21 protein-coding genes are annotated in these 19,181 nt (G+C 72.6%); 7 read left to right on the forward strand and 14 right to left on the reverse strand.

The annotated features are described in order from the left end of the window. Nucleotides 1-78 precede the first annotated feature (78 nt). From AB0H53_RS18845 to AB0H53_RS18870, 6 genes are all read right to left on the reverse strand, one after another. Entirely contained in the window at nt 79-1,845 is a 1,767-nt protein-coding gene (locus tag AB0H53_RS18845; RefSeq protein ID WP_362114101.1) for an AMP-binding protein, read from the reverse strand. Further along, complete coding sequence (locus tag AB0H53_RS18850; RefSeq protein ID WP_362114104.1) at nt 1,842-3,872, reverse strand: FAD/NAD(P)-binding protein; 2,031 nt, start codon at nt 3,870-3,872, stop codon at nt 1,842-1,844. The genes AB0H53_RS18845 and AB0H53_RS18850 overlap by 4 nt, the downstream gene beginning before the upstream one ends. A 75-nt stretch (nt 3,873-3,947) precedes the next feature. Continuing rightward, nucleotides 3,948-5,222, reverse strand: coding sequence for a methylaspartate mutase (locus AB0H53_RS18855; protein ID WP_362114399.1), 1,275 nt, complete (start codon nt 5,220-5,222; stop codon nt 3,948-3,950). Nucleotides 5,223-5,278: 56 nt separating this feature from the next. Then, nucleotides 5,279-5,794, reverse strand: coding sequence for a cobalamin-dependent protein (locus AB0H53_RS18860; RefSeq protein WP_362114107.1), 516 nt, complete (start codon nt 5,792-5,794; stop codon nt 5,279-5,281). 276 nt (nt 5,795-6,070) lie between these two features. After that, the gene (locus tag AB0H53_RS18865; protein ID WP_362114110.1) at nt 6,071-6,487 is read right to left on the reverse strand and encodes a cupin domain-containing protein; all 417 of its coding nucleotides are present in this window, start codon (nt 6,485-6,487) and stop codon (nt 6,071-6,073) included. A gap of 206 nt (nt 6,488-6,693) precedes the next feature. Further along, nucleotides 6,694-7,611: a LysR family transcriptional regulator gene (locus AB0H53_RS18870; protein WP_362114113.1), complete on the reverse strand. Its 918-nt coding sequence runs from the start codon at nt 7,609-7,611 to the stop codon at nt 6,694-6,696. Nucleotides 7,612-7,869: 258 nt separating this feature from the next. On the opposite strand from AB0H53_RS18870, the gene AB0H53_RS18875 reads away from it, so the two are divergent. Together AB0H53_RS18875 and AB0H53_RS18880 are read left to right on the forward strand one after the other, a co-directional pair. After that, nucleotides 7,870-8,481: a CGNR zinc finger domain-containing protein gene (locus tag AB0H53_RS18875; RefSeq protein WP_362114116.1), complete on the forward strand. Its 612-nt coding sequence runs from the start codon at nt 7,870-7,872 to the stop codon at nt 8,479-8,481. Between the two features lie 390 nt (nt 8,482-8,871). After that, on the forward strand, nt 8,872-10,269 hold the full coding sequence (locus AB0H53_RS18880; RefSeq protein ID WP_362114119.1) for a vanadium-dependent haloperoxidase: 1,398 nt from the start codon (nt 8,872-8,874) through the stop codon (nt 10,267-10,269). Between the two features lie 28 nt (nt 10,270-10,297). Here AB0H53_RS18880 and AB0H53_RS18885 read toward each other — a convergent pair whose 3' ends face one another. Then, a complete protein-coding gene (locus tag AB0H53_RS18885) occupies nt 10,298-10,927 on the reverse strand; it encodes an ABATE domain-containing protein (RefSeq protein WP_362114122.1) in 630 nt (209 codons plus the stop codon). 93 nt (nt 10,928-11,020) lie between these two features. Here AB0H53_RS18885 and AB0H53_RS18890 point away from each other — a divergent pair, with 93 nt between their 5' ends. The 3 genes from AB0H53_RS18890 to AB0H53_RS18900 are packed head-to-tail and all read left to right on the forward strand — an operon-like array spanning nt 11,021 to nt 13,212. Beyond that, nucleotides 11,021-11,557, forward strand: a complete 537-nt coding sequence (locus tag AB0H53_RS18890) for an HPP family protein (protein ID WP_362114125.1) — start codon at nt 11,021-11,023, stop codon at nt 11,555-11,557. Between the two features lie 9 nt (nt 11,558-11,566). Further along, nucleotides 11,567-12,202 (forward strand): pyridoxamine 5'-phosphate oxidase family protein, encoded by a 636-nt coding sequence (locus AB0H53_RS18895; RefSeq protein WP_362114128.1) that lies wholly within the window; start codon nt 11,567-11,569, stop codon nt 12,200-12,202. Then, nucleotides 12,199-13,212, forward strand: a complete 1,014-nt coding sequence (locus tag AB0H53_RS18900; protein ID WP_362114131.1) for a TIGR03571 family LLM class oxidoreductase — start codon at nt 12,199-12,201, stop codon at nt 13,210-13,212. Before AB0H53_RS18895 ends, AB0H53_RS18900 begins: the two co-directional genes overlap by 4 nt. Before the next feature lie 4 nt (nt 13,213-13,216). Here the strand turns inward: AB0H53_RS18900 and AB0H53_RS18905 are convergent, their stop codons facing one another. Continuing rightward, nucleotides 13,217-13,861, reverse strand: coding sequence for a vitamin K epoxide reductase family protein (locus AB0H53_RS18905; protein ID WP_362114134.1), 645 nt, complete (start codon nt 13,859-13,861; stop codon nt 13,217-13,219). A gap of 5 nt (nt 13,862-13,866) precedes the next feature. Continuing rightward, nucleotides 13,867-14,370 (reverse strand): DUF5949 family protein, encoded by a 504-nt coding sequence (locus AB0H53_RS18910; protein ID WP_362114137.1) that lies wholly within the window; start codon nt 14,368-14,370, stop codon nt 13,867-13,869. A gap of 194 nt (nt 14,371-14,564) precedes the next feature. Here AB0H53_RS18910 and AB0H53_RS18915 point away from each other — a divergent pair, with 194 nt between their 5' ends. Next, entirely contained in the window at nt 14,565-14,954 is a 390-nt protein-coding gene (locus tag AB0H53_RS18915) for a tyrosinase family oxidase copper chaperone (protein ID WP_362114140.1), read from the forward strand. Continuing rightward, nucleotides 14,938-15,804, forward strand: a complete 867-nt coding sequence (locus AB0H53_RS18920; protein ID WP_362114143.1) for a tyrosinase family protein — start codon at nt 14,938-14,940, stop codon at nt 15,802-15,804. The genes AB0H53_RS18915 and AB0H53_RS18920 overlap by 17 nt, the downstream gene beginning before the upstream one ends. Nucleotides 15,805-15,879: 75 nt before the next feature. Here the strand turns inward: AB0H53_RS18920 and AB0H53_RS18925 are convergent, their stop codons facing one another. The 5 genes from AB0H53_RS18925 to AB0H53_RS18945 form a co-directional block, all read right to left on the reverse strand. Continuing rightward, nucleotides 15,880-16,260, reverse strand: a complete 381-nt coding sequence (locus tag AB0H53_RS18925; protein WP_362114146.1) for a chaplin — start codon at nt 16,258-16,260, stop codon at nt 15,880-15,882. A gap of 150 nt (nt 16,261-16,410) precedes the next feature. Next, complete coding sequence (locus tag AB0H53_RS18930; RefSeq protein ID WP_362114149.1) at nt 16,411-16,920, reverse strand: hypothetical protein; 510 nt, start codon at nt 16,918-16,920, stop codon at nt 16,411-16,413. Nucleotides 16,921-17,133: 213 nt separating this feature from the next. Further along, complete coding sequence (locus AB0H53_RS18935; RefSeq protein WP_362114152.1) at nt 17,134-17,400, reverse strand: hypothetical protein; 267 nt, start codon at nt 17,398-17,400, stop codon at nt 17,134-17,136. A gap of 297 nt (nt 17,401-17,697) precedes the next feature. Beyond that, complete coding sequence (locus AB0H53_RS18940; protein WP_362114155.1) at nt 17,698-18,363, reverse strand: hypothetical protein; 666 nt, start codon at nt 18,361-18,363, stop codon at nt 17,698-17,700. A 318-nt stretch (nt 18,364-18,681) separates the two neighbouring features. Next, nucleotides 18,682-18,921 carry a chaplin gene (locus AB0H53_RS18945; protein ID WP_362114158.1) on the reverse strand — a complete coding sequence of 80 codons (240 nt, stop codon included), beginning with the start codon at nt 18,919-18,921 and terminating at the stop codon, nt 18,682-18,684. Nucleotides 18,922-19,181: the final 260 nt, after the last annotated feature.

Raw genomic sequence — 19,181 nt, forward strand, 5'->3', positions numbered from 1 at the left:
CGGCCGGGCGGCGCGGAGCGGCCGGGCGGGCCTTCCCGTACCGCGCCCGGGGGCGCCGCCCGGGCGGCGCCCCCGGCGTCAGCCCAGCTCCTGTGCCTCTTCCACGTGGTACTCGACGCCGTCACCGGCCGGCCGGTCGCGCAGTTCGGCGCGGCGGACCTTGCCGGAGGTGGTCCGGGGCAGGGACGGTACGAACTCGACCACCCGTACCCACTTCTCGGGCGGCAGCTCGGCCCGTACCCGGTCCAGGATCCGCCGGGCGGTCTCCTCACCCGCCGGGTGCTCCGCGGCGGGGACCACATAGGCCTTGGGGGCCCACAGGCCGACCGGGTGGGGGACCGGGACCACGGCGGCGTCGGCCACCGCCGGGTGGCGCAGCAGTACGTCCTCCAGCTCACGCGGCGAGATCCGGTGGTCGAACGCCTTGAACATGTCGTCCGCGCGCGCCAGATAGGTCAAGGCGCCGTCCGGCGCCCTGACCGCCAGGTCGCCGGTGTGGTAGAAACCGCCGGCCAGCGCCTTGGCGGTCCGGGCCTCGTCACCCACGTAACCGCGCATCACCCCCAGCGGACGGTCCGCCAGGTCCAGGCAGATCTCGCCCGGTTCACCGTCCGGGACGGGCCGGCCGGTCTCCGGGTCGAGCAGTACCACCGTGTAGCCGGGCAGCGGGAAGCCCATGCTGCCGGGGGCGGCGGGGCGGCTCGGTGGGTTGCCGATCTGACCGGTGGTCTCGGTCTGCCCGTAGCCGTCGCGCAGGTCGACCCCCCATTCCCGGGCGACCAGTTCGATCAGCGACGGCTCCAGCGGCTCGCCGGCCGCGACCGCCTCGCGCAGCGCGGGTGGCCGGGGGCCGAGACCGTGCGCCGCCATGCCGCGCCAGACGGTGGGAGGCGCGCAGAAGGTCGTGACCCGGCGGGTGCGCAGGACGTCGAGCACCTCCGCCGGGGTGCTGCGCGCCGCGTCCAGGGCGACGACGGTCGCCTCCGCGTTCCACGGGACGAACAGCGAGCTCCACGCGTGCTTGGCCCAGCCGGGCGCGGAGATGTTCAGGTGCACGTCGCCCGGCCGCACGCCGTTCCAGTACATGCCGGACAGGTGACCGACCGGGTAGCTGACGTGGGTGTGCTCCACCATCTTCGGCTTCGACGTGGTGCCGGAGGTGAAGTAGCGGAACAGCGGGTCGTCCGCGCGGGTGGGCCCGTCGGGCACGAAGTCCTCGGACGCGTCCGCCGCGCGCTCGTACGGCAGCCACCCCTCGGCAGGCCCGCCGACGCTGATGCCCGTCCAGCCGCCGGGCGCACCGGTGAAACGGTCCGTCAGGCCCGCCTCGGCGATCACGTACCGCACCCCGCCGCGCAGCAGCCGGTCGGCGATCTCGGCGGCGGTCGCCGTGGTGTAGGTGGGGATGACGATCGCGCCGAGCTTGATGGCGGCGAGCATCGTCTCCCACACCTCGGCCCGGTTGCCCAGCATCAGCAGCAGGGGGTCGCCGCGGCGCACACCCGTCGCGCGCAGCCAGTTGGCCACCCGCGCGGACCGCCGGGCCAGCTCCCCGTACCCGATCAGCCGGTCGGTGCCGGGGTCGCCGGGGCCGACGATCCGCAGCGCGGGCCTGTCCTGCCGGGCGGCGACGGTGTCGAAGTAGTCCAGCGCCCAGTTGAACTCGGTGGCGCGCGGCCAGCGGAACTCGGCGACGGCCTTGGCCAGGTCGGTGCGGTGCAGCAGCAGGACGTCCCTGGCGCGCAGGAACTCCTCCGCGGCCGGGACGGCCGGCCCGGCGGCGGGCGCGGGCCCGCTCACGGGCGCCGGTGCCGGTCCGGTCGGTTCCGTCGGTTCCGTGCTCATACCGCGTCACCCCGCCGTGCGCCGACCACGCCCGAGTCCGTGCCCGCCTGCCTCGGGATGAACACCGGCTCGTCCGAAGCGGGCACCGGGGCCTCGACCGGACGCAGCGCGTCCACCGCGATGGCGTCGGCGTCCCGGTAGAAGAGGGTGTTGACCCCCGGGCGGCTGCTGCCGACCTGGGTGAACCAGCGGGTGTGCTCGGTGGGGATGCCGATGGCGTACAGATCGCCGCGTACCCGGCCCTCCGCGTCCACGACGTGGAACGGGCTGACGGTGACGTCCATGCCACCGGTGACCACGCCGGTGCCGGCCGGTCCCTCGATCACGTACTCGCGCACCATGCCCTCGCCGACGAGCTGCCGGGTCAGCGGGGAGGTGTCACGGCGCAGGTCGGGGGTGGGGATACGGGCGTCGATCAGCGTGTGCACCAGCCGGCCCGAGCCGGCCACCTGCGGCGAGCCGACCCGGAAGGCGCCGGCCCGTTCGTCGGCCTCGAACCGCGTTCCCGGACCCGCCACCTCCACCACGCCCTGCCGGATCAGCGCCCGAAGCTGCTCGACCCGGGACATCGGGGGGCCGGCCGACAGCAGGGCGTTGACCGGCAGGAAGCGGCGGTGGAAGAAGTCGGTGTGCGACTCGGGCAGCAGCCCGCCGTAGTCGACGGCCTCCCGCACCACGTTGCGGATGTCGCGCAGCACGTCCAGCGCCGACTTCAGCGGACCGTCCAGCGTGCCCAGCTCGGCCGCCGCGAGGTCCTCGTCCATCACCTCCAGCAGCCGCTCGCGGAACCGCCCGGGCGACGCGAACCGCTCGTCACCGAACGGCCGGGCCAGCGCGTCGAGGTCGATCGGCGGTACCCCGTCGAGACCCGCCGAGGCCAGCAGCGGACGGCGGTCCAGGCCGGCGCGCAGCGCGGCGGCGTGCTCCTCGGCGAACGCCTCCGCGGCGGCCGGGCCGCGCGAGGTGCGCACGTGCGTGACGTAGTAGACGTGCTCGACCTCCTGCAGGAGCAGGGGAAGGACGTCCTCGGCGAAGTCGAGCTGGTCGTTCCCGGTCGCGGCCCGGCGGGCGGCCCGGGCCGCCAGGAGGGCGTCGCGGGTGAGGAAGAGCGCCTTGTGGCTGAAGTCGGGGCGTTTCTGGTTGCGGCCGCGCGCCGGGATCGGCAGACCGCTGCGCGAACCGGCGACGATCCTCGGCTCCCGGCCGCTCGCCCGGTACACCAGGGTCCCGTCCTCGCCGGTGTGGAACTCGCCGCCGCGGCCGACGGTCAGCGACAGCATCACGTCGTAGAAGGACAGGCCGAGGCCCCGGATGCCGACCGCGCTGCCGGCCGGGATGGTGTCCTCGCCGAGCGGCATGTCGGCCGCCGAGTCACCGCACAGGTAACGGGTGCCGGGGGTGCGCGCGGTGAAGTCGAGCATGTCGCGCTCGAAGTCGTCCGGCGCGTTGCGGGGGTGGCCGGTGGCGAGGACGACGCGGTCGGCCTCCAGCAGGTACGGAGCCGTGTCCAGGGTGAGCAGGTACCCGCTGCCGGAGCCGGTGCGCAGCGCCGTCACACGGCCGGTGACCGGGACGAGTTCGACGTGCGGCGGCAGGCTGTCGGCGATGGTCCGGTACACGTCGGCGAGGTACTCGCCGTAGCGCACCCGCGGGGCGTAGTCGTCGGGGCCCAGGGGCTCCTCGCCCGACTCGGCGGCGCGCTGGGCGATCCACTGGCCGAGTGACGGACCGGCGCCGGGGCGGGCGGGGCCGCCGTCCGGGTCCCCGGAGTACATGGTCACCTGGCTGATGACGGTGTTCATGGTGAACCAGTCGTCCTGGTCGGTGCGCCACACCCGGCCGGCGCCGACCTCCGTCGCGTCGATGAGGTGGACGCGCACCGGGCGGGGTGCGCCGCCGGCCGCCTGCCCGGCCGCGGCCTCGGCCGTCGCGTGGACGGCGAGCCGTTCCAGGACGGAGATGCCGCGCGGGCCGCTGCCGATGATGACGAGGACGAGTGGGCGCGTATCGGATGAGTATCCGGACACAGGAGCTTCCTAGGTGGTGAGGAGGAACGCGCGAAAGGGAGGGCGCACAGCGCGGGAATCGGGTGGCGGGCGCGGTCAGGCGGTCAGGCCGGGGGCGTGGTCGCCCGGTTCGCCGCCCTGGACCAGGGCGGCCCGGTCGAAGGACTCCTGGGTGTGCGAGAGCATGCCGAGCAGGTCGTCGGCGCGCAGCCGCTCGCGGCCCGCCGCCGGCACGGCGCGGATCGGCATGGCGCCGGTGGAGTGCCACTGCAGGGAGCCGCGCGAGTCGATGTAACTGCGCGAGCGGTTGGCGTTGTCGGCGTGGAGACAGTACGGAACGTCCAGCAGGCCCCGCCGGAACGCCTCCGTCAGCGCCCGGCCCGTGTCCGGGTGAAGCTCCAGGACGGTGTCGACGAGCGTCCGCGCCTCGGCCAGCACCCCGAACTCGTCGCCGGCCGGCGGCTGCTCGCCCCGGTGGGCGGCCGCGGCCAGCGCGGCCTCCTCCAGGGCGTGGATGTTGTCCTGGATGGTGGGGATGCGGTGCGCCTCGGCCGGGGTCTTGACGATCATGCGCTCGGTTCCGGTGAGCGCCGCCAGCCGGGCGCTGTCCCGCAGCAGCGCGAGCGCGCCGCCGGTGGTGCGCGGGAAGACGCCCATGTACGTGTAGAGCACGACGTGCCAGTCGAGTCCCGCCAGGTGCTCACCGGCGAGGGTGCGCAGCGCCAGCAGGGCCTCGACGTCCTGTCCGTGGTGGGTCTGCTGGGCGTAGCTGAGGGAGACGCTGCGCAGCCCGTGCTGCTTGAAGAAGATCCCCTCCAGTACCGACAGCGCGACCAGCAGGCTGGGCGGGCAGAGCTGGCCGAGCATGCAGCCGCCGAAGCTCTCCAGGTGCGTGCCGGGGCGGGACGCGAGCAGTTCGCAGCTGCGCGCCCAGGCGTCGACCGAGTCGTGGATCGGCGTCCTGCTGTAGGGCAGGCAGTACGAGACGGGGCCGCCCTCGGTGGCGTCGAGCCCGGCGTCCAGCAGGGCGCGGATGATGCCGGCCGGATTGGCCGAGCCGTGCCGCACCTGGACGGCGAAGCCGTCACCGGTGAGCCCCGCGACGAGGTCGCGGGTGGTGTCGGCGCCGTGGGCGACGATGGGGTAGCCGTTGAGGTCGGTGCCCTCGGCGAGTGCGAGGCGCGCCGACTCGTTGTCGCCGACGCGGGTGTAGCTGTCGATCGTCAGGGTGCCGACGGTGCGGGCACGGGCTTTCCTGACGGCGTGCAGCCCCTCGCGCATCCGGGGTATGTCGGCGAATCCCATCCGCGGCTGTACGACCAGTTCCCCGGCCCGGCCGGCGGCGGCGACCGCGGCGGCGAACGACCCCAGCGCGACGTCGGGCGCCGCCGTCACGGGAAGGCCGGCCGGGGCGGTGTCCGAGGCGGTCACCGCACACCCGAAGCGGCGAGCGCGGGCTGCGTCGACTGGGCGAGGTAGCGGCGGAACTCCGTGACGCCCGCCGCGTCCTCGAACACGGCGTCGAACCCGGCGGCCATCAGCTCGGGCCCGTAGGTGCCCGCCTCGGCACCGCGCACCCCGAGCTTGCCGCCGATGACGATACGCAGGTCGCGCAGGTCCGGCTGGTCGCGCAGGTGCCGCACCGCGCGGGCGCCGTCCAGGGCCCCGTGCCCGTTGACGCTGCTGATGACGACCAGCTCGGGCCGGACCCGCCGGCACTCCTCGACGAGCAGTTCGTCGGGGACGCAGGAGCCGATGTTGGTCACCTCGTGGCCCATCTCCTCCAACAGGAGCTGAAGGAAGACGAGGTTCCAGGTGTGGGAGTCGGAGGAGACGCTGGAGACGAGGACACGGCGGCCGCGGCGCTCGGCGGAGGCCCCGGTGGTCCCCTCCGGCGCTTCCCGCCGGTGGTCGTGGGGAGTCTGGACGCTGTACGAAGACAAGGCTGGCTCTTTCGATCGGCGGGTGTGTGGGTGCCCGGGAAGGGTGAAGGGGGCGCAGCCGGGGCGGTTCGGGGAGCACGGCTGGTGGGGGGTGCCGGTGGTGCCGGGTGCGAGTGGTGGGGGACTTCGCCGGTGCGGGGTGCCGGTGGCGCGGGGTGCGTGAGGAGCGGCGGGGTGGCGCGGGACTCGGCACGGCAGCGGTGCCGGGAGCGGGCGCCGGAGGGAGCGGGGCAGGGCGGCCGGTCAGGGCATGAAGGGCCGCTCTGCCCCGTCCGGTCAGGGGGCGGCGGTGACGCCGACGGGGCGGATCTCCTTCTGCGGCGTCCGGGCGGAGGCCGGCCGGGTGCGGATGGCGAGCACGGTGCAGCCGGTGCGGCTGGACATCTGGTGCTCGGTGCCCGGCCCCTCGACGACCAGGTCGCCCTTCACGTAAGAGATGCCGTCGCTGTGGTCCAGGACGCCGTCGAGGACCAGCATCAGCTCGTAGCCGAGGTGCTCGTGGAAGTCGCCGTGCGCGCCCGGGGGGAAGCGCAGCAGCAGACCGACCGAGTCCTCGCCCTTCGACTCGTCCGGCGCCCACAGGACGTGGTGCTCGACCCCGACCCGTCCGGGCTCGGCCCAGGTCACCCAGTCGAGGTTGTCGAGCTCGAACCCACTGCGGAACGCGTTCGGGATATAAGCGATGTCGGACACGTATTTGCCTCTCAGGGAATTCTTGGAATGCCTTGAGAAGGCTATGCGGATCCGTCGGGGGTAGTTGTGTGCTTCCGTCGATGGGCGGTATCACGATTCCCGATGGGGGCCTTCGGTGTTGTGCCGGAACAAAAAGAAGGCAGGCAAGGACACCGGACCGGTGAGGTCCGTCCGGTGTCCTGCCTGCCATGCTGGAATTGGCGCCGTCACGCCATTTGGTTCACCTTTTCCCGCCCGACGCGGATGGCCACGTCGCACACCGCCGCCACGGCCGACATGGCGAGTTCCCTGCCGACCCACAGGGCCCTCACGCCGAGCCGGACACGGGGCAGGTCCGGGAGCACCGTGAGGCCGCCGCTCTCCTCGGACGGGCGGATGGACTCGCACGGGAGCATCGCGATGCCGTAGCCGGCGCGGGCCAGCTCCCTGGCGCCGCCCGTCGACCCGGCCTCGATGACCTGCGGGTCGATGCCGTACCGGGTGCGCAGGGCGGTGACCAGGAGCTGGTGCGAGGCGCAGTCGGGGTCGACGGCCAGCACCCGGACCGAGGCGAGCGCCGCCGCGCGGTCGGTGGCCATGGCCAGCGCCGCCGAGCCGACCGGGACGACCTCCAGGTCGGGGAGCTCCTCCACCACGAGCCCGGTGGGCGCCGCCCCGGCGCGGGTGAAGTCGCCGTGGACCAGGGCCAGGTCCACCTCGCCGGCGCGCACCGCCTCCTGGGCGTCGCTGATGGCGAGCTGCCTGGGCGAGACCTGGACCTTGGGATATCGGTAGCGGCAGTCCCGGATCAGTTCGCCGACCCGGGTCTCCAGCAGGAGCGCGGAGGCGCCGATCGTCGTACGCCCCTCCATCTCGCCCGACGGATTAAGCGCGCCTGCCATTTCGTCGACGATGTGAAATATTCGCTTCGCGTATTCGTGGAATATTTCTCCGGAGGCCGTCAGGCGTACGCCGTGCGGCAGTCGCTGAACCAGCGGCATGCCGATGCGGGACTCCAGTGAGCGAATATGTGAGGTGACACTCGACTGGGCGTAGCCGAGGCTGCGGGCGGCTTTGGTGAAACTGCCGAGCCGGGCTACCTCCCGGAAGGTTCTCAGCTGGTAGAGCGCAAGATCTAACGTCACGTTTCCCCCCATGAACATGGCTCCCCCTGTGGTGTGCAGCCGGACCCGGGCCAGAGGCGGGCACTGGGAAGCCGCGCGACGGGTGCCCTGGGGTTCGGCTGCCCCCCGGCCGGAACGGCGTCTTCCCCTGACGCCGTCCCATGGGGGGTCACTCAAAGACTAACGGTTCGGTGAGCGATATTGCGTTAGGTTTAGATCCTGCCATGACGCGCGCTCCTCCGACAAGCCTTGTTCATGTACACCCCGTTAAGGACCGACATGCCCTTCGACGCCCCGGTTTCTCCACCCGCGGATGTGCCGCCCCTGCACGGCGAGCCCTTGCCGCTCGAGTTCGTCAACACCGTCTTCCCGGTGCGCGGCGCCCTCCGCGACGGTCTGCGCACCCCCGAGCACCTGGTGTGGTGGCTGCGCTCCTGCCGCGGCCGCCTGGCCACGCCCCTCTCCGACAGCGCGCTGGACGAGGTCGACAACGCCGACGCGCAGTGCTTCGTCATGCTGCGGGACGCGGGTCGAAGGCTGGTCGACGCCCTGGTGCACCAGCGCGACCCGGATCCCTGGGACGTGGCGCAGGTCAACCGGGTCGCGGGGGTCGGCCGTTCCTGGCCGCTGCTGCGCTGGGACACGGGCGGGCGTCCGGTGGCCCTGGAGATCAGCACGGCCCCGCCCGTCGTCGCCGCCCAGGCCGAGATCGCCCATGCGCTGATCGACCTCCTGACGGGCAGGTCCGGTACGGAGGCCCGGCGCTGTCCGGCACCGGGGTGCGTGTTCTTCTTCGACCACGCCCGCTCCCGGCGGGAGTGGTGCTCGGCCGGCTGCGGCAACCGCGCCCGGGCGGCCCGGCACTACGCGCGCCATCACCACAGCGCCTAGAACGCTGGCACCTTCTAACGCACTTCCGGTGGACATGGCGTTAGACAAGCGTGTCCGCCCAGTGAACCCACGGGACGGCGCCCGCGGCCGCGTGAGCCGCGCCGCGATCCCCACGGCGCCCCACGGGTGAGGACACGCCCCGGATCCCCGGGTCCGAGCGCGGTCCGAGCGGCGCCCGAGCGCGCCTCCAGCGGGACCCGAGCGCGGACCCGAGGCGCGGGGCCGAAACAGGGGGCCATCGGAATTGCCGATCCCTGCCATCTGCGAAGACACCGGTGACGGGGTGCGACGCCGCCATACGTTCCTTGGCGAGAACGCACCGCCGTGGCGACGACTCGTCGGACACCCCGACAGGCGAGTCGCCAGGCCCCGACAGACAGGGATCACCTCATGCTCCGCTCCGCACGTCAGGGCAGGACCGCCTTGCAGGCCGCCGTGGTCGGCCTCGCCCTCGCGGGAATCGCCACCCTGGCCCCCGCCACCGCCGCCACCGCCGAAGAGGCCCCCGACTACGAGACGGTTCCCGCGACCGCGCGTGGCTCCAACGACCACGTGCTGTACTGGAACAACGCGATCCTGGACGTGTTCCGCAAGACCGGCGGCACGCCCGGCCCGCTCTCCCGCGGCGGCGCGATCATGAACCTGGCGATCTACGACTCGCTCAACTCGATCCGTACGATCGGCAAGCCGTACCTCACCAAGGACACCACGGTGGCCGGCTCCTACGGCTCGGTGAACTCGGCCGTCGACTACGCCGCCTACACCGCGCTGCGCGGCGCGTTCCCGAACTACCCGGTCGCCGACCTGGACGCGAAGCTGAAGACCGCGCTCGCCCTGCCCGACCGCGGCACCGTCGCCCAGCGCGACCGCGGCCGGCTGCTCGGCACCAAGACCGCCGAGGCGCACCTGGCCAACCGTGCCAACGACGGTTCGAACGACACCACCCCGTACGTGGTGACCGACGCGCCGGGCCACTGGAAGCCCGCCGTCGGCAAGCCGGCCGGCGCCCCCAACTGGGGCAAGGTCAAGCCCTTCGCGCTGACCTCCGGCGCGCAGTTCCGCCCCGGCACGATAGGCGGCTTCACCTCGCCCGAGGCGCTCCTGAAGAGCCCCGAGTACGCCCAGCAGGTCAACGAGATCAAGCGGATCGGCGGCAAGAACTCCACCGCCCGCACCGCCGACCAGACCCAGCTCGCCCACTACTGGGCCAACGACCTGGACGGCACGTACAAGCCGGTCGGCCAGCAGTACGACCACACCTCGGTGATCTTCCGCAAGTACCGGCCCACCGCCAGCTCCTTCGAGAGCGCCAAGCTCTTCGGCCTGACCTCGGTGGCCCTGGCCGACGCGGCCATCGCGATCTGGGACTCCAAGTACAACACCAACTGGGACGTGTGGCGCCCGGCGGACGCGATCACCCGCGCCGGTGAGGTCCCGAACCCGAACATCGTCCCGGACCCGACCTGGCAGCCGCAGGAGCAGGACCTGGCGGGCAACAGCTTCAGCCCGAACTTCCCGACCTACGTCTCCGGCCACTCCGGTGTCGCCGCCGCCTGGGCCGGCATCGTGCGCCACTACTTCGGCACCGACAACCTGTCCTTCACCGCCGGCACCGACGACCCGCTGGCCAAGGGCGTCACCCGTTCGTTCACCACGCTGAGCGCCGCCGCGAAGGAGAAGGCGGACAGCCGCAAGTACATCGGCGTGCACTTCGAGTGGGACAACGCCGCCGCCCTGACGCTCGGCTACAAGGTCGCCGACCAGGTCCACCTCGGCATCCTGAACTGACCCCCCGGAACCGGGTGCGGGAGGCCGGTCAGTCGCCGCGGGCGCGGCGGCTGTGCCGCGCCACCCGCACCCGGTTTCCGCAGCCCGCCGTGCACCATTCGCGGCGGGCGTGGCTTTTGACGAAGTAGAGGATGCAGCCCGGCGCGGCGCAGGCCCGCAGCCGCTCCGCCCGGGCGCCGCTGAACAGCGCCACCGCCGCGGCGGCGACCTCCCCGAGGGCCACCCGCAGCGGGTCGGCCTCCAGCCAGCGCGGGACGGCCGCGAAGGACGTGCCGGGGGCCAGCTCCTGCCACTGCGCGGCCAGCCCGGCCGCCGCGTTCACCACCGCCAGGTGCGCCGGTTCGGGAACCCGGCCCCCGGTCCGTGCCGCGGCCAGGTGCCGCAGCGCCCCCCGCAGCTCCAGGTACGCCTCGACGTGCTCCGGCCGGGCCGCGGCGGCCGACTCCAGCGCCTCCGCCAGCGCGGGCGAGAACTGGGCCCCGTGCGCTCCCAGCCAGGCGTCGAGATCGGCCGGTCCGGCGAGCGCGTCCACCAGGTGACCGCGCACCCCTCCCTTGATGTACGTCGTGTTGACCAGCTCCAGTGGCAGCGGCTCACCGGACAGAGGGAGCTGGTCGACGGCCGACCGGCCGTGCTCCTGGTTCGTGCTCTCGCCCATCGTCCCATCCTGCCGCGCCAGAAGGCCGTGCACACAACTAATGCATGTGGCTATGATTCTCCCATTAGCTAAGCCTCTGTGGAAGGAACGCCTGTGTCCGACACCTCGGCGCCCGAGCTCACCCCCGCCAGTCGACTCGCCACCGTCCTGTCCGGCAAAGCCCCGGCCCGCGCGGCGACCTCGTTCATCTCGGTGGCCACCCTCGGCGGGGTGGCGGCACTCGTCCTGCTGGTGGCCATCGGCACGCTGCTCCACCAGACGGTGCTGATCCCGCCGCTGGCCGCCAGCGCCGCCCTCGTCTTCGCCGCCCCGGCCCTCCCGCTGGCCCAGCCCCGCAGCGTCATCGGCGGCCAGCTGGTCTCCGCCGTCGTCGGCTTCCTGTCGCTCGCGGTGGGCGGCAGCTCGATCTGGACCGCGGCCGTCGCCGGCGGCCTGGCCATCGGCGCGATGGCGCTGGCCCGCACGCCGCACTCGCCGGCCGCCGCCACCGCGGTCATCGTGGTCCTCACCCAGCCCTCGACGGCCATGTTCCTGATGCTCCTGGCACTGGCCACGCTGGTGATCGTCGGGGTCGGCATCGTGGCCGGGCGCAGCGGCAAGACCGCCCGCTACCCCACCTACTGGTGGTAGGCCCCAGCCATGACCAGCCGATACGGGCAACTGCTCTTCACCCCACCGGTCCAGCACCACCAGCGTGAGCACGGCAGCCGGCCCAACTACGCCGCCATGACCGCCGGCCCGGCCGACGCCGACCGGCTCACCGCGAGCGAGGCCGAGTTCGCCGCCACCCGCACCAGCTTCTACCTGGCGAGCACCGGCTCGACCGGCTGGCCCTACGTCCAGCACCGGGGCGGCCCCGAAGGTTTCCTGCGGGTCCTCGACGACAGGACCCTGGCCTTCGCCGACTACCGGGGCAACAAGCAGTACATCACCACCGGGAACCTCGACACCGACAACCGGGTCTCGCTGTTCCTCATGGACTACCCGACCCGCACCCGGCTGAAGATCCTGGGCCGCGCCCGCACCGCCGGCGTGGAGCAGTGGCCGGAGTCGGCCGGCGACCTGGTGCCGGGCGGCTACCGCGCCACCGTCGAGCGGGTCGTCCTGATCGACGTGGAGGCGTACGACTGGAACTGTCCCCAGCACATCCAGCCCCGCTACACGCCGGCCGAACTGGAGGAGGCGCTCGGCCCGATCCGCCGGCGCATCACCGAACTGGAGCAGGAGAACGCCCGGCTCAAGGCCGCCCTCCAGGTGGGCCGGGAACCGGCGTGAGGGCTGGGCCGACCACCGGTCCGGCACCCCGTCCGGCCGGCCTCGGCGCGCACCCGGGGATGGCGCGGGCCTTCCCCGGGGGCCGGGCCACCCTCGGACTGATCGCCCCGCTGGAGTCGTTCAGCGGGGACGTGCCCACCATGGCCGGCCACCTGGAGCTGGCCCGGGCCGCCGAGGACGCGGGGTTCGCCTCGCTGTGGCTGCGCGACGTCCCGCTCCTGGTGCCGGGCCAGGGCGACGGCGGCCAGCTCTTCGACCCGTGGGTCTACCTCGGGGCGCTGGCGGCCGTCACCCGGCGGATCACGCTCGGCACGGCCAGTACCGTCCTGCCACTGCGCCACCCCGTCCATGTCGCCAAGGCCGCCCTCTCCGCCGACCGGCTCTCGGAGGGCCGGATGCTGCTCGGCGTGGCCGCCGGGGACCGGCCGGGCGAGGTCCCCGCCTTCGGGCTGGCCGGGGCGGACCTCGGCGCCCGGCTGCGGGACAGCTGGGAGTACCTCCGGCACCTCACCGGGCCCGCCACCACCGGGTTCACCTCACCGCTCGGGGAACTGGCCCCGGGCGTCTCGCTCGTACCCCGGCCGCCCCACGGCCGGCTGCCCGTGCTGATGACCGGCCGTGGCGGGCAGCCCCTGGAGTGGACCGCCGAGCACGCCGACGGCTGGCTCTACACCGCGCTCGCGCCCGAGCAGCAGCGGATGAACACGGCCCGCTGGCGGCGCCTGACGGGCGAGCCGGGCGCCCCCGGGTACAAGCCGTACGCGCAGGCGGGCTACCTCGTCCTGCACGACGACCCCGGCTCGGCGCCCCGCCCACTGCCCCAGGGCTGGTCCATGGGGCGCGAGCCGCTGCTCGAACTGTTCAAGACGTACGAGGAGGCCGGGGTGGACCAGCTCATGGTCAACCTCCGCCACAACACCCGCCCGGCGGCCGAGGTCATGGCGGAGATCGCCGAGTACCTGCTGCCGCACTTCCCGGCCGGCGAACCGCCCGGGCAGCCGGCGCGCTGACGGGTCAGCTCATCCAGAAGTCCCACCAGCGGGTCAGGACCAGCATGCCGATGATCCCGATGTGCGCCACCGGCGCCACCCAGGTGAACTCCGCGAGGAACGCCCGCGTCCCGGCCGGTGCGGGCAGCAGCCCGGTGCGCACGTTGTGCGAGGTCACGTACCAGAACATGACGATGGTGGCGGCCCAGGCCAGGCAGCACCAGAGGCACAGCGCGTTGATGCGGTACAGCGACTGGTGCGTCAGCCAGGTGCAGAAGCCCACCCCGAACAGGGTGCCCGCGTTCAGGCCCAGCCAGTACCAGCGCCGGAAGCGCGCCCCCGACAGCAGCGCCAGGCCGATGGCGATCACCATGCCGTAGGCGACCAGGCCCAGCATCGGGTTGGGGAAGCCGAAGACCGAGGCCTGCTCGCTCTTCATGATGCTGCCGCAGCTGACGACCGGGTTGAGGCTGCAGCCCGGCTGGAAGTCCGGGTCGGCCAGCAGCTTGAACTTGTCCAGCGTGATCACCCACGCGGCCAGCAGCCCCGCGGCCCCGGTGACCACCAGCGTCCAGGCCAGGGCCCGGCCCCCGCCCGCGGCCGGGTCGTCGGCGGTGCCCCCGGCCGGTACCTCCGGGAGCACCTCGTTCTCCACGCGTGTCGTCGTCATGGCGGTCAGCCGCGCACCCTCATCACCGGCAGCAGACAGTGGACGCTGGAGGCCAGCAGTTCCTCGTCCGAGACGAACGCGCGCAGCCGGTCCGGGTCGATCTCCCTGCCCGGCACCGCCTCCGGCCACGGCCGCAGCGCGCAGATCAGGTAGACCTGCCCGCTCTCCTGGGCGGCCTTCTCCCACTCCACCGGGACCTGGCCCTGCACCTTCACGAACGGCGTGTTCAGCACCACCTGCTGGGCCTCGACCAGCAGCTTGACCGGCACCTGCGGCTCGCGCCCCAGGTCGATCAGTCTGTCGCCGACGGACAGGCCCAGCCTCTCCAGCTCGGCGCGCAGCGCCGCTTCCCCGGCCTCCGGGCCCTCGCGGCCGTCCCCGAGCGAGTACATCAGCAGGAACGGCGTCCCCGGGGAGCCGGAGGAGGCCTCGCTGGACCAGGGCAGGACGGAGAGGGTGCCCAGGGGGGAGCTCTGCTGGCCCGGGGACGCCACGGTGGAAGAGGTCATGGCGCCGGATGCTACTGGCGCCGCACTGGGCCGACCGGCCCCTTTCCACCCGTTCGGCCCAGTGGTGCGTGCCGTGATTCACCTGGCCGGGTAATGCATGAGGCGTCGCCCTTCACGACGCTTCCCCCATCGGGGCGTTGTGCCCGGCGGGAGTCCACCGCGTACCGGTCCACCACCAGCAGGGAGATCGATCGATGATCGCCGAGAGGCGGCGCCGCCCGCGCCGCGCAGTCCTGCGGGCGCTGTTCACGCTGTCGGTCGCCACGTTCACCGGCGGCGCGCTCGCCCGTATCACCACCGCGTCCGGTGAACGCCCGTCCGCCGCCGGGCCGGACGCCTTCGACGAGATGTACCGGGGGCGCCGGATCCAGGGCCGCCCCGCGCCCGCGTCCGGCGCCGGTGTCGAGGTCCTGGTCGACGGCCGGCCGCTGCACCTGATGCGGTGCGCCGACGGCGGCTACCTCAGTGTCGTGGACCACTACCAGTCCCAACCCACCCCTCTCGCGGCCACTCGCGCGGCCGTGGACGAGGTGGGCACCGCCGGACTGCGAGAGCTGCGAGGAAAGCATGGCGTACACGCGTAAGAACCAGCGGGACCTGACCAGGGCCGAGCGCAGGAAGTTCGTCGGCGCCGTCCTCGAACTGAAGAGGGGCGGGGTCTACGACGACTTCGTACGGACCCACATCGACTACTACAGCGCGGACGGCGACGCCGGTCTGCGGGTCGCCCACATGGCGCCGTCCTTCCTGCCCTGGCACCGCCAGTACCTGCTGGAGTTCGAGCGGTCCCTGCGAGAGGTCGACCCGACGGTGACCGTTCCCTACTGGGACTGGACCCGCGACAACACGCCCGCCGCGTCCCTGTGGGGCGAGGACTTCATGGGCGGCAACGGACGCCGCGGCGACCTGCGGGTCATGACCGGCCCGTTCGCCTACGCCACGGGCAACTGGACCATTCGGGTGGGCGTCACCGACCGGCCCTTCCTCACCCGGAACTTCGGCAACCCCGCCAACCCCATCGCCCTGCCGACGAAGAAGGAACTGGCCTGGGCGACCAACGACCGGGTGTACGACTCCGCGCCCTGGAACTCCACCAGCCGCACCGGTTTCCGCAACAAGCTGGAGGGCTGGACGCGCGCCTCCGGCAACGGGCGGTGGCTCAACCACAACCGGGTCCACCGGTGGGTGGGCGGCCTGATGCTGGGCGGCGCCGCCGTCAACGACCCGGTCTTCTGGCTGCACCACGCCTTCGTCGACCTGGTCTGGTCACGCTGGCAGGCCAAGAACCCCAAGTCGGCCTATCTGCCGGCCACCCCGCCCAAGCCGGGCACGGCGGGGACCGGCCGGGTGGTGGCCCGCCGGGAGCGCATGCCCCCGTGGAACGTCACCCCGGCCGATGTCGCCGCTCACCACCACATCTACCGCTACGCCTGACCGGCGTCCGGACGCGGCGCGGCCCCCCGGCGGAGAACCGGGGGGCCGTGGGCTGGGGCCGTACGGGCGGGGGCGTCAGCCGCCGTAACCGCTGCCGTTGTCCTTGCCGCCGTTGTGACCGTCGTCCTTGTGCCCCTTGTCGTCGTTGCGGCCGTCGTCCTTGTGGCCGTCGTCCGACTTGTGGCCCTTGTCCTTGTGGTCCTTGTCCTTCTCGCCGCCGATGTTGGCGCAGTAGTTGCCGAACGCCGGGTTGAGCACACCGATGATGTCGACGGTGTTGCCGCAGATGTTGACCGGGATGTGGATCGGCACCTGGACGATGTTGCCGGACAGGACGCCGGGGGAGTTGGCGGCGACGGCGTCTGCCGTCGCGTCGGCGACGGCCACACCGCTGGCACCAACGACGGACGCGGCAACGGCTGAGGTCAGGACGACTGCCTTCGCGATGCGAGACATCAATAACTCCTTGTGCCTGGAAACTCGACCGCGGACCTGCGGTCGTCACTCCCCTATAACGCGGTTATTCACGCGGGGTAACGGGCATCCTCTTTGTCCGGGAGTGTCGAACGCCTATTGTCGCTCATTCGGACGCGGTAATTCGGTAATTCATTTTTCGGACTCGTCGAGACCGAGGTGCGATTTCATGCCTCCGGACGCCTTCGGGGCCAGGACGGCGACCTCCGGGGGCACCACGTCGGGCACGCCCTGTGCCTCGGCGCGCGGCAGGGTGATCGGGGCGCCCAGGGAGGCGCCGGGCGTGACGGCGGCCAGGTCCGAGCCCGGCGCGGTGAGCAGCGCCTGCCCCAGGGGCCGTCCCCCGAGGAGGTCCGGCAGCGGAGCGGCCACCCGGGTCTCCGGGAACTCGGTGGTGAACGGGACCTGAGGCAGGGACGCCTCCTGCACCCGGCCGCTCGCGGGCGCCTCGACGACGGGCGTCCCCGGCATCGGGAGGGGCACCCCCGTGCGTACCGTCGGGGGCTCCATGGGGAGTACGGTTCCCAGGGTCCGCAGCGGCAGCTCCACGGGGGCCTCCATGGCCGACGCGGAGGACGCCATCGCCGCGGAGGCGAGGCACGTGGCGAAAATCCCGATACCGGCCTGAGATTTCAGGTTCATTGCTGCGTATGCCTTCCGGGGCTTGTGGGGTGTTGCCGTCTGGCTGAACGACCACGCGCCGGGAAGAGCGTCAGAATTCGCCCGAATGCAGCAGCGCGTGGCAATGGGGGAGCCCATGGCGTGACCCTGGGAGAGGAAAAGGAGAAGGCCCGGCGGGGAACGTGTCGTCGTTCCCCGCCGGGCCCCGGGACGGTGCCCGGCGCGTACCGCGCGTTACTTGCCGAGCGGAAGCCCGCCGAGCAGCTGGGCGGGGCCCTCCTTCTTCAGCCCGGTCGCGGTGTCCTTCACCTTGCCGACGTTGTCGGTGGTCCTGCTCACCGCGTCGGAGGGGACCGCCTCGGCCAGGCCGCGCTTGCCCAGCGTGTCGAGCCCGCCGTTGAGGCTGGAGGGGGTGAGGCTGCCGGCGGCAAAGGCCGGGGCAGCCACACCCAGAGCCATCACAGAACCGGCAATGACCGCGGCGACCTTGGTGGGCTTCATGGGGAGTGGGTCCTTCCTCGACATACGTCATCCGTGCAACTGGCGACCCGTACCGGACACTTGACGGTCCCGTGCGGTGCCCTCCCCTTGGTAACGAGCCCTCCGCGCGGCGGAAACCCCGGACGGCGGGAATTCTCACCACTGCACCCGAACGATGAGGCCGGGCGGTCGTATCCTCCGACGAACGGACCGCTCCCGCTCCCCCTTCCGGTCCCGCTCTCTCCCGGGGAATGGCGGGAGCGCGCGGAAGGCCGTACCGGCGGGGGGCCGGCACGGCCTTCGGGTGGCGCGCGTCCGTCAGAGCTCGGAGGCCGGCATCTGGGGGACGGTGACCGGCGTCTGCGGCACGGCCGGCGCCTGTGGCATCGTCGGAGTCTGCGGCCTGGCGGGCGACTCGGCCGAACCGGCCGGCGGCAGGCTCGTGGCGGGCCTGTTCACGGCCTCGGCGCTGGCCGTCATCAGGTCGGCCACGGACTTCAGCGTCGCCTGCACCTGCGGGCCGACGGTGGCGGCGTCGCCCTTGGTGGAGGCCTGGGCCAGCGCGTCGACCGACGTGTCGAGGGCGTCGAGGGCCTGCTCCATCCCGGCGTCGTTCCGGGCTGTGCCGCTGCCGGTGCTGCCGGGGGTCATGGGCGACTGCGCCGTGAACTGCCGCGCCGCTTCCATCGCGGCCGCGATCTCCTTGGCGTACTTCGCGGCGTCGGCCTCGGCCAGCCTTCCGCTGTCCGCGCTCAGGACGGCACCGAGCATGTCGGTGACCGAGGAGAGGACGCCGGCCACGCCGTCCACGTCCTTGACCTGCTGGAGCATGGCCGCGGCCTGGGGCAGCGGCGCGTGGGCGCGGCTGGCGGCGGTCTCGCGCGGGTCGTCGTGGGTGTGGGCGGCGGCGGTGCCCGCCGTTCCGAGGGCGAGGGCGGCACAGACCATGCTCGCCGCCACACGGCGGGATGTCAGGAGACGCATGTCTTTCCTTTCGGTGCTGCGTCGGGGGATGTGTGACATCACCGTGTGTCGGCCGGTCGCAGGGCGCAAACGTTTCCGCTACGCGGAGTGACTGCTTCCGGCGAGTGAAACAACCGCTCTGACCTGGGCCGGAGGCATCCCGTGCGCCCCTCGGCGGGATGTGCCGGCCCGCCGCCGATAGGGTGGCGCGCCCGCCCCGGGCGGCGCCCCGTACGGCGCCCGGACGCGACGCGGTGCGCCACGCCCGGACGCGACGCGGTGCGCCACCCCCGGGGGATGGCGCACCGTGCGGCGGCTGGAGGTCCGGCTCGCGCTGCGTCAGTCGTTGATGCAGACGTTGCCGAAGGTCGGGTTCAGCAGGCCGACGACGTTGATGGAGTTGCCGCAGAGGTTGACCGGGATGTGGACCGGCACCTGCAGCACGTTGCCGGACAGGACACCGGGGGAGCCGACGGCGGCGGCGTCGGCGGTCGCGTCGGCGACGGCCACACCGGTGGCACCAACGACGGACGCGGCAACGGCTGAGGTCAGGACGACGGCCTTCGCGATACGGGACATGGTGAAGAGCTCCTAGTTCGATGGTGCGCTGCGGGCCTGCGTGGCCGGCTACATGAAGAACGCCGCACCTATTCCCCGGTTGCGCATCGAATGGGTGAACCGGGCCGGTGGCGGACCCGCGACATGTCGCGGGCGAACACGGCAGACGGACAAGGACGTTGCTCTGACGGTGTTTCATCTGCTTCATGCCGTAGTTGTCCGTTATAACGTTTCTGTCGGTTAAGTCGGGTTGTCCCGCCTCTGCCGGTCACGTTCTGTTC

The organism is Streptomyces sp. NPDC050856 (genome assembly GCF_040653855.1).
In the GTDB taxonomy this organism is placed as follows: domain Bacteria; phylum Actinomycetota; class Actinomycetes; order Streptomycetales; family Streptomycetaceae; genus Streptomyces.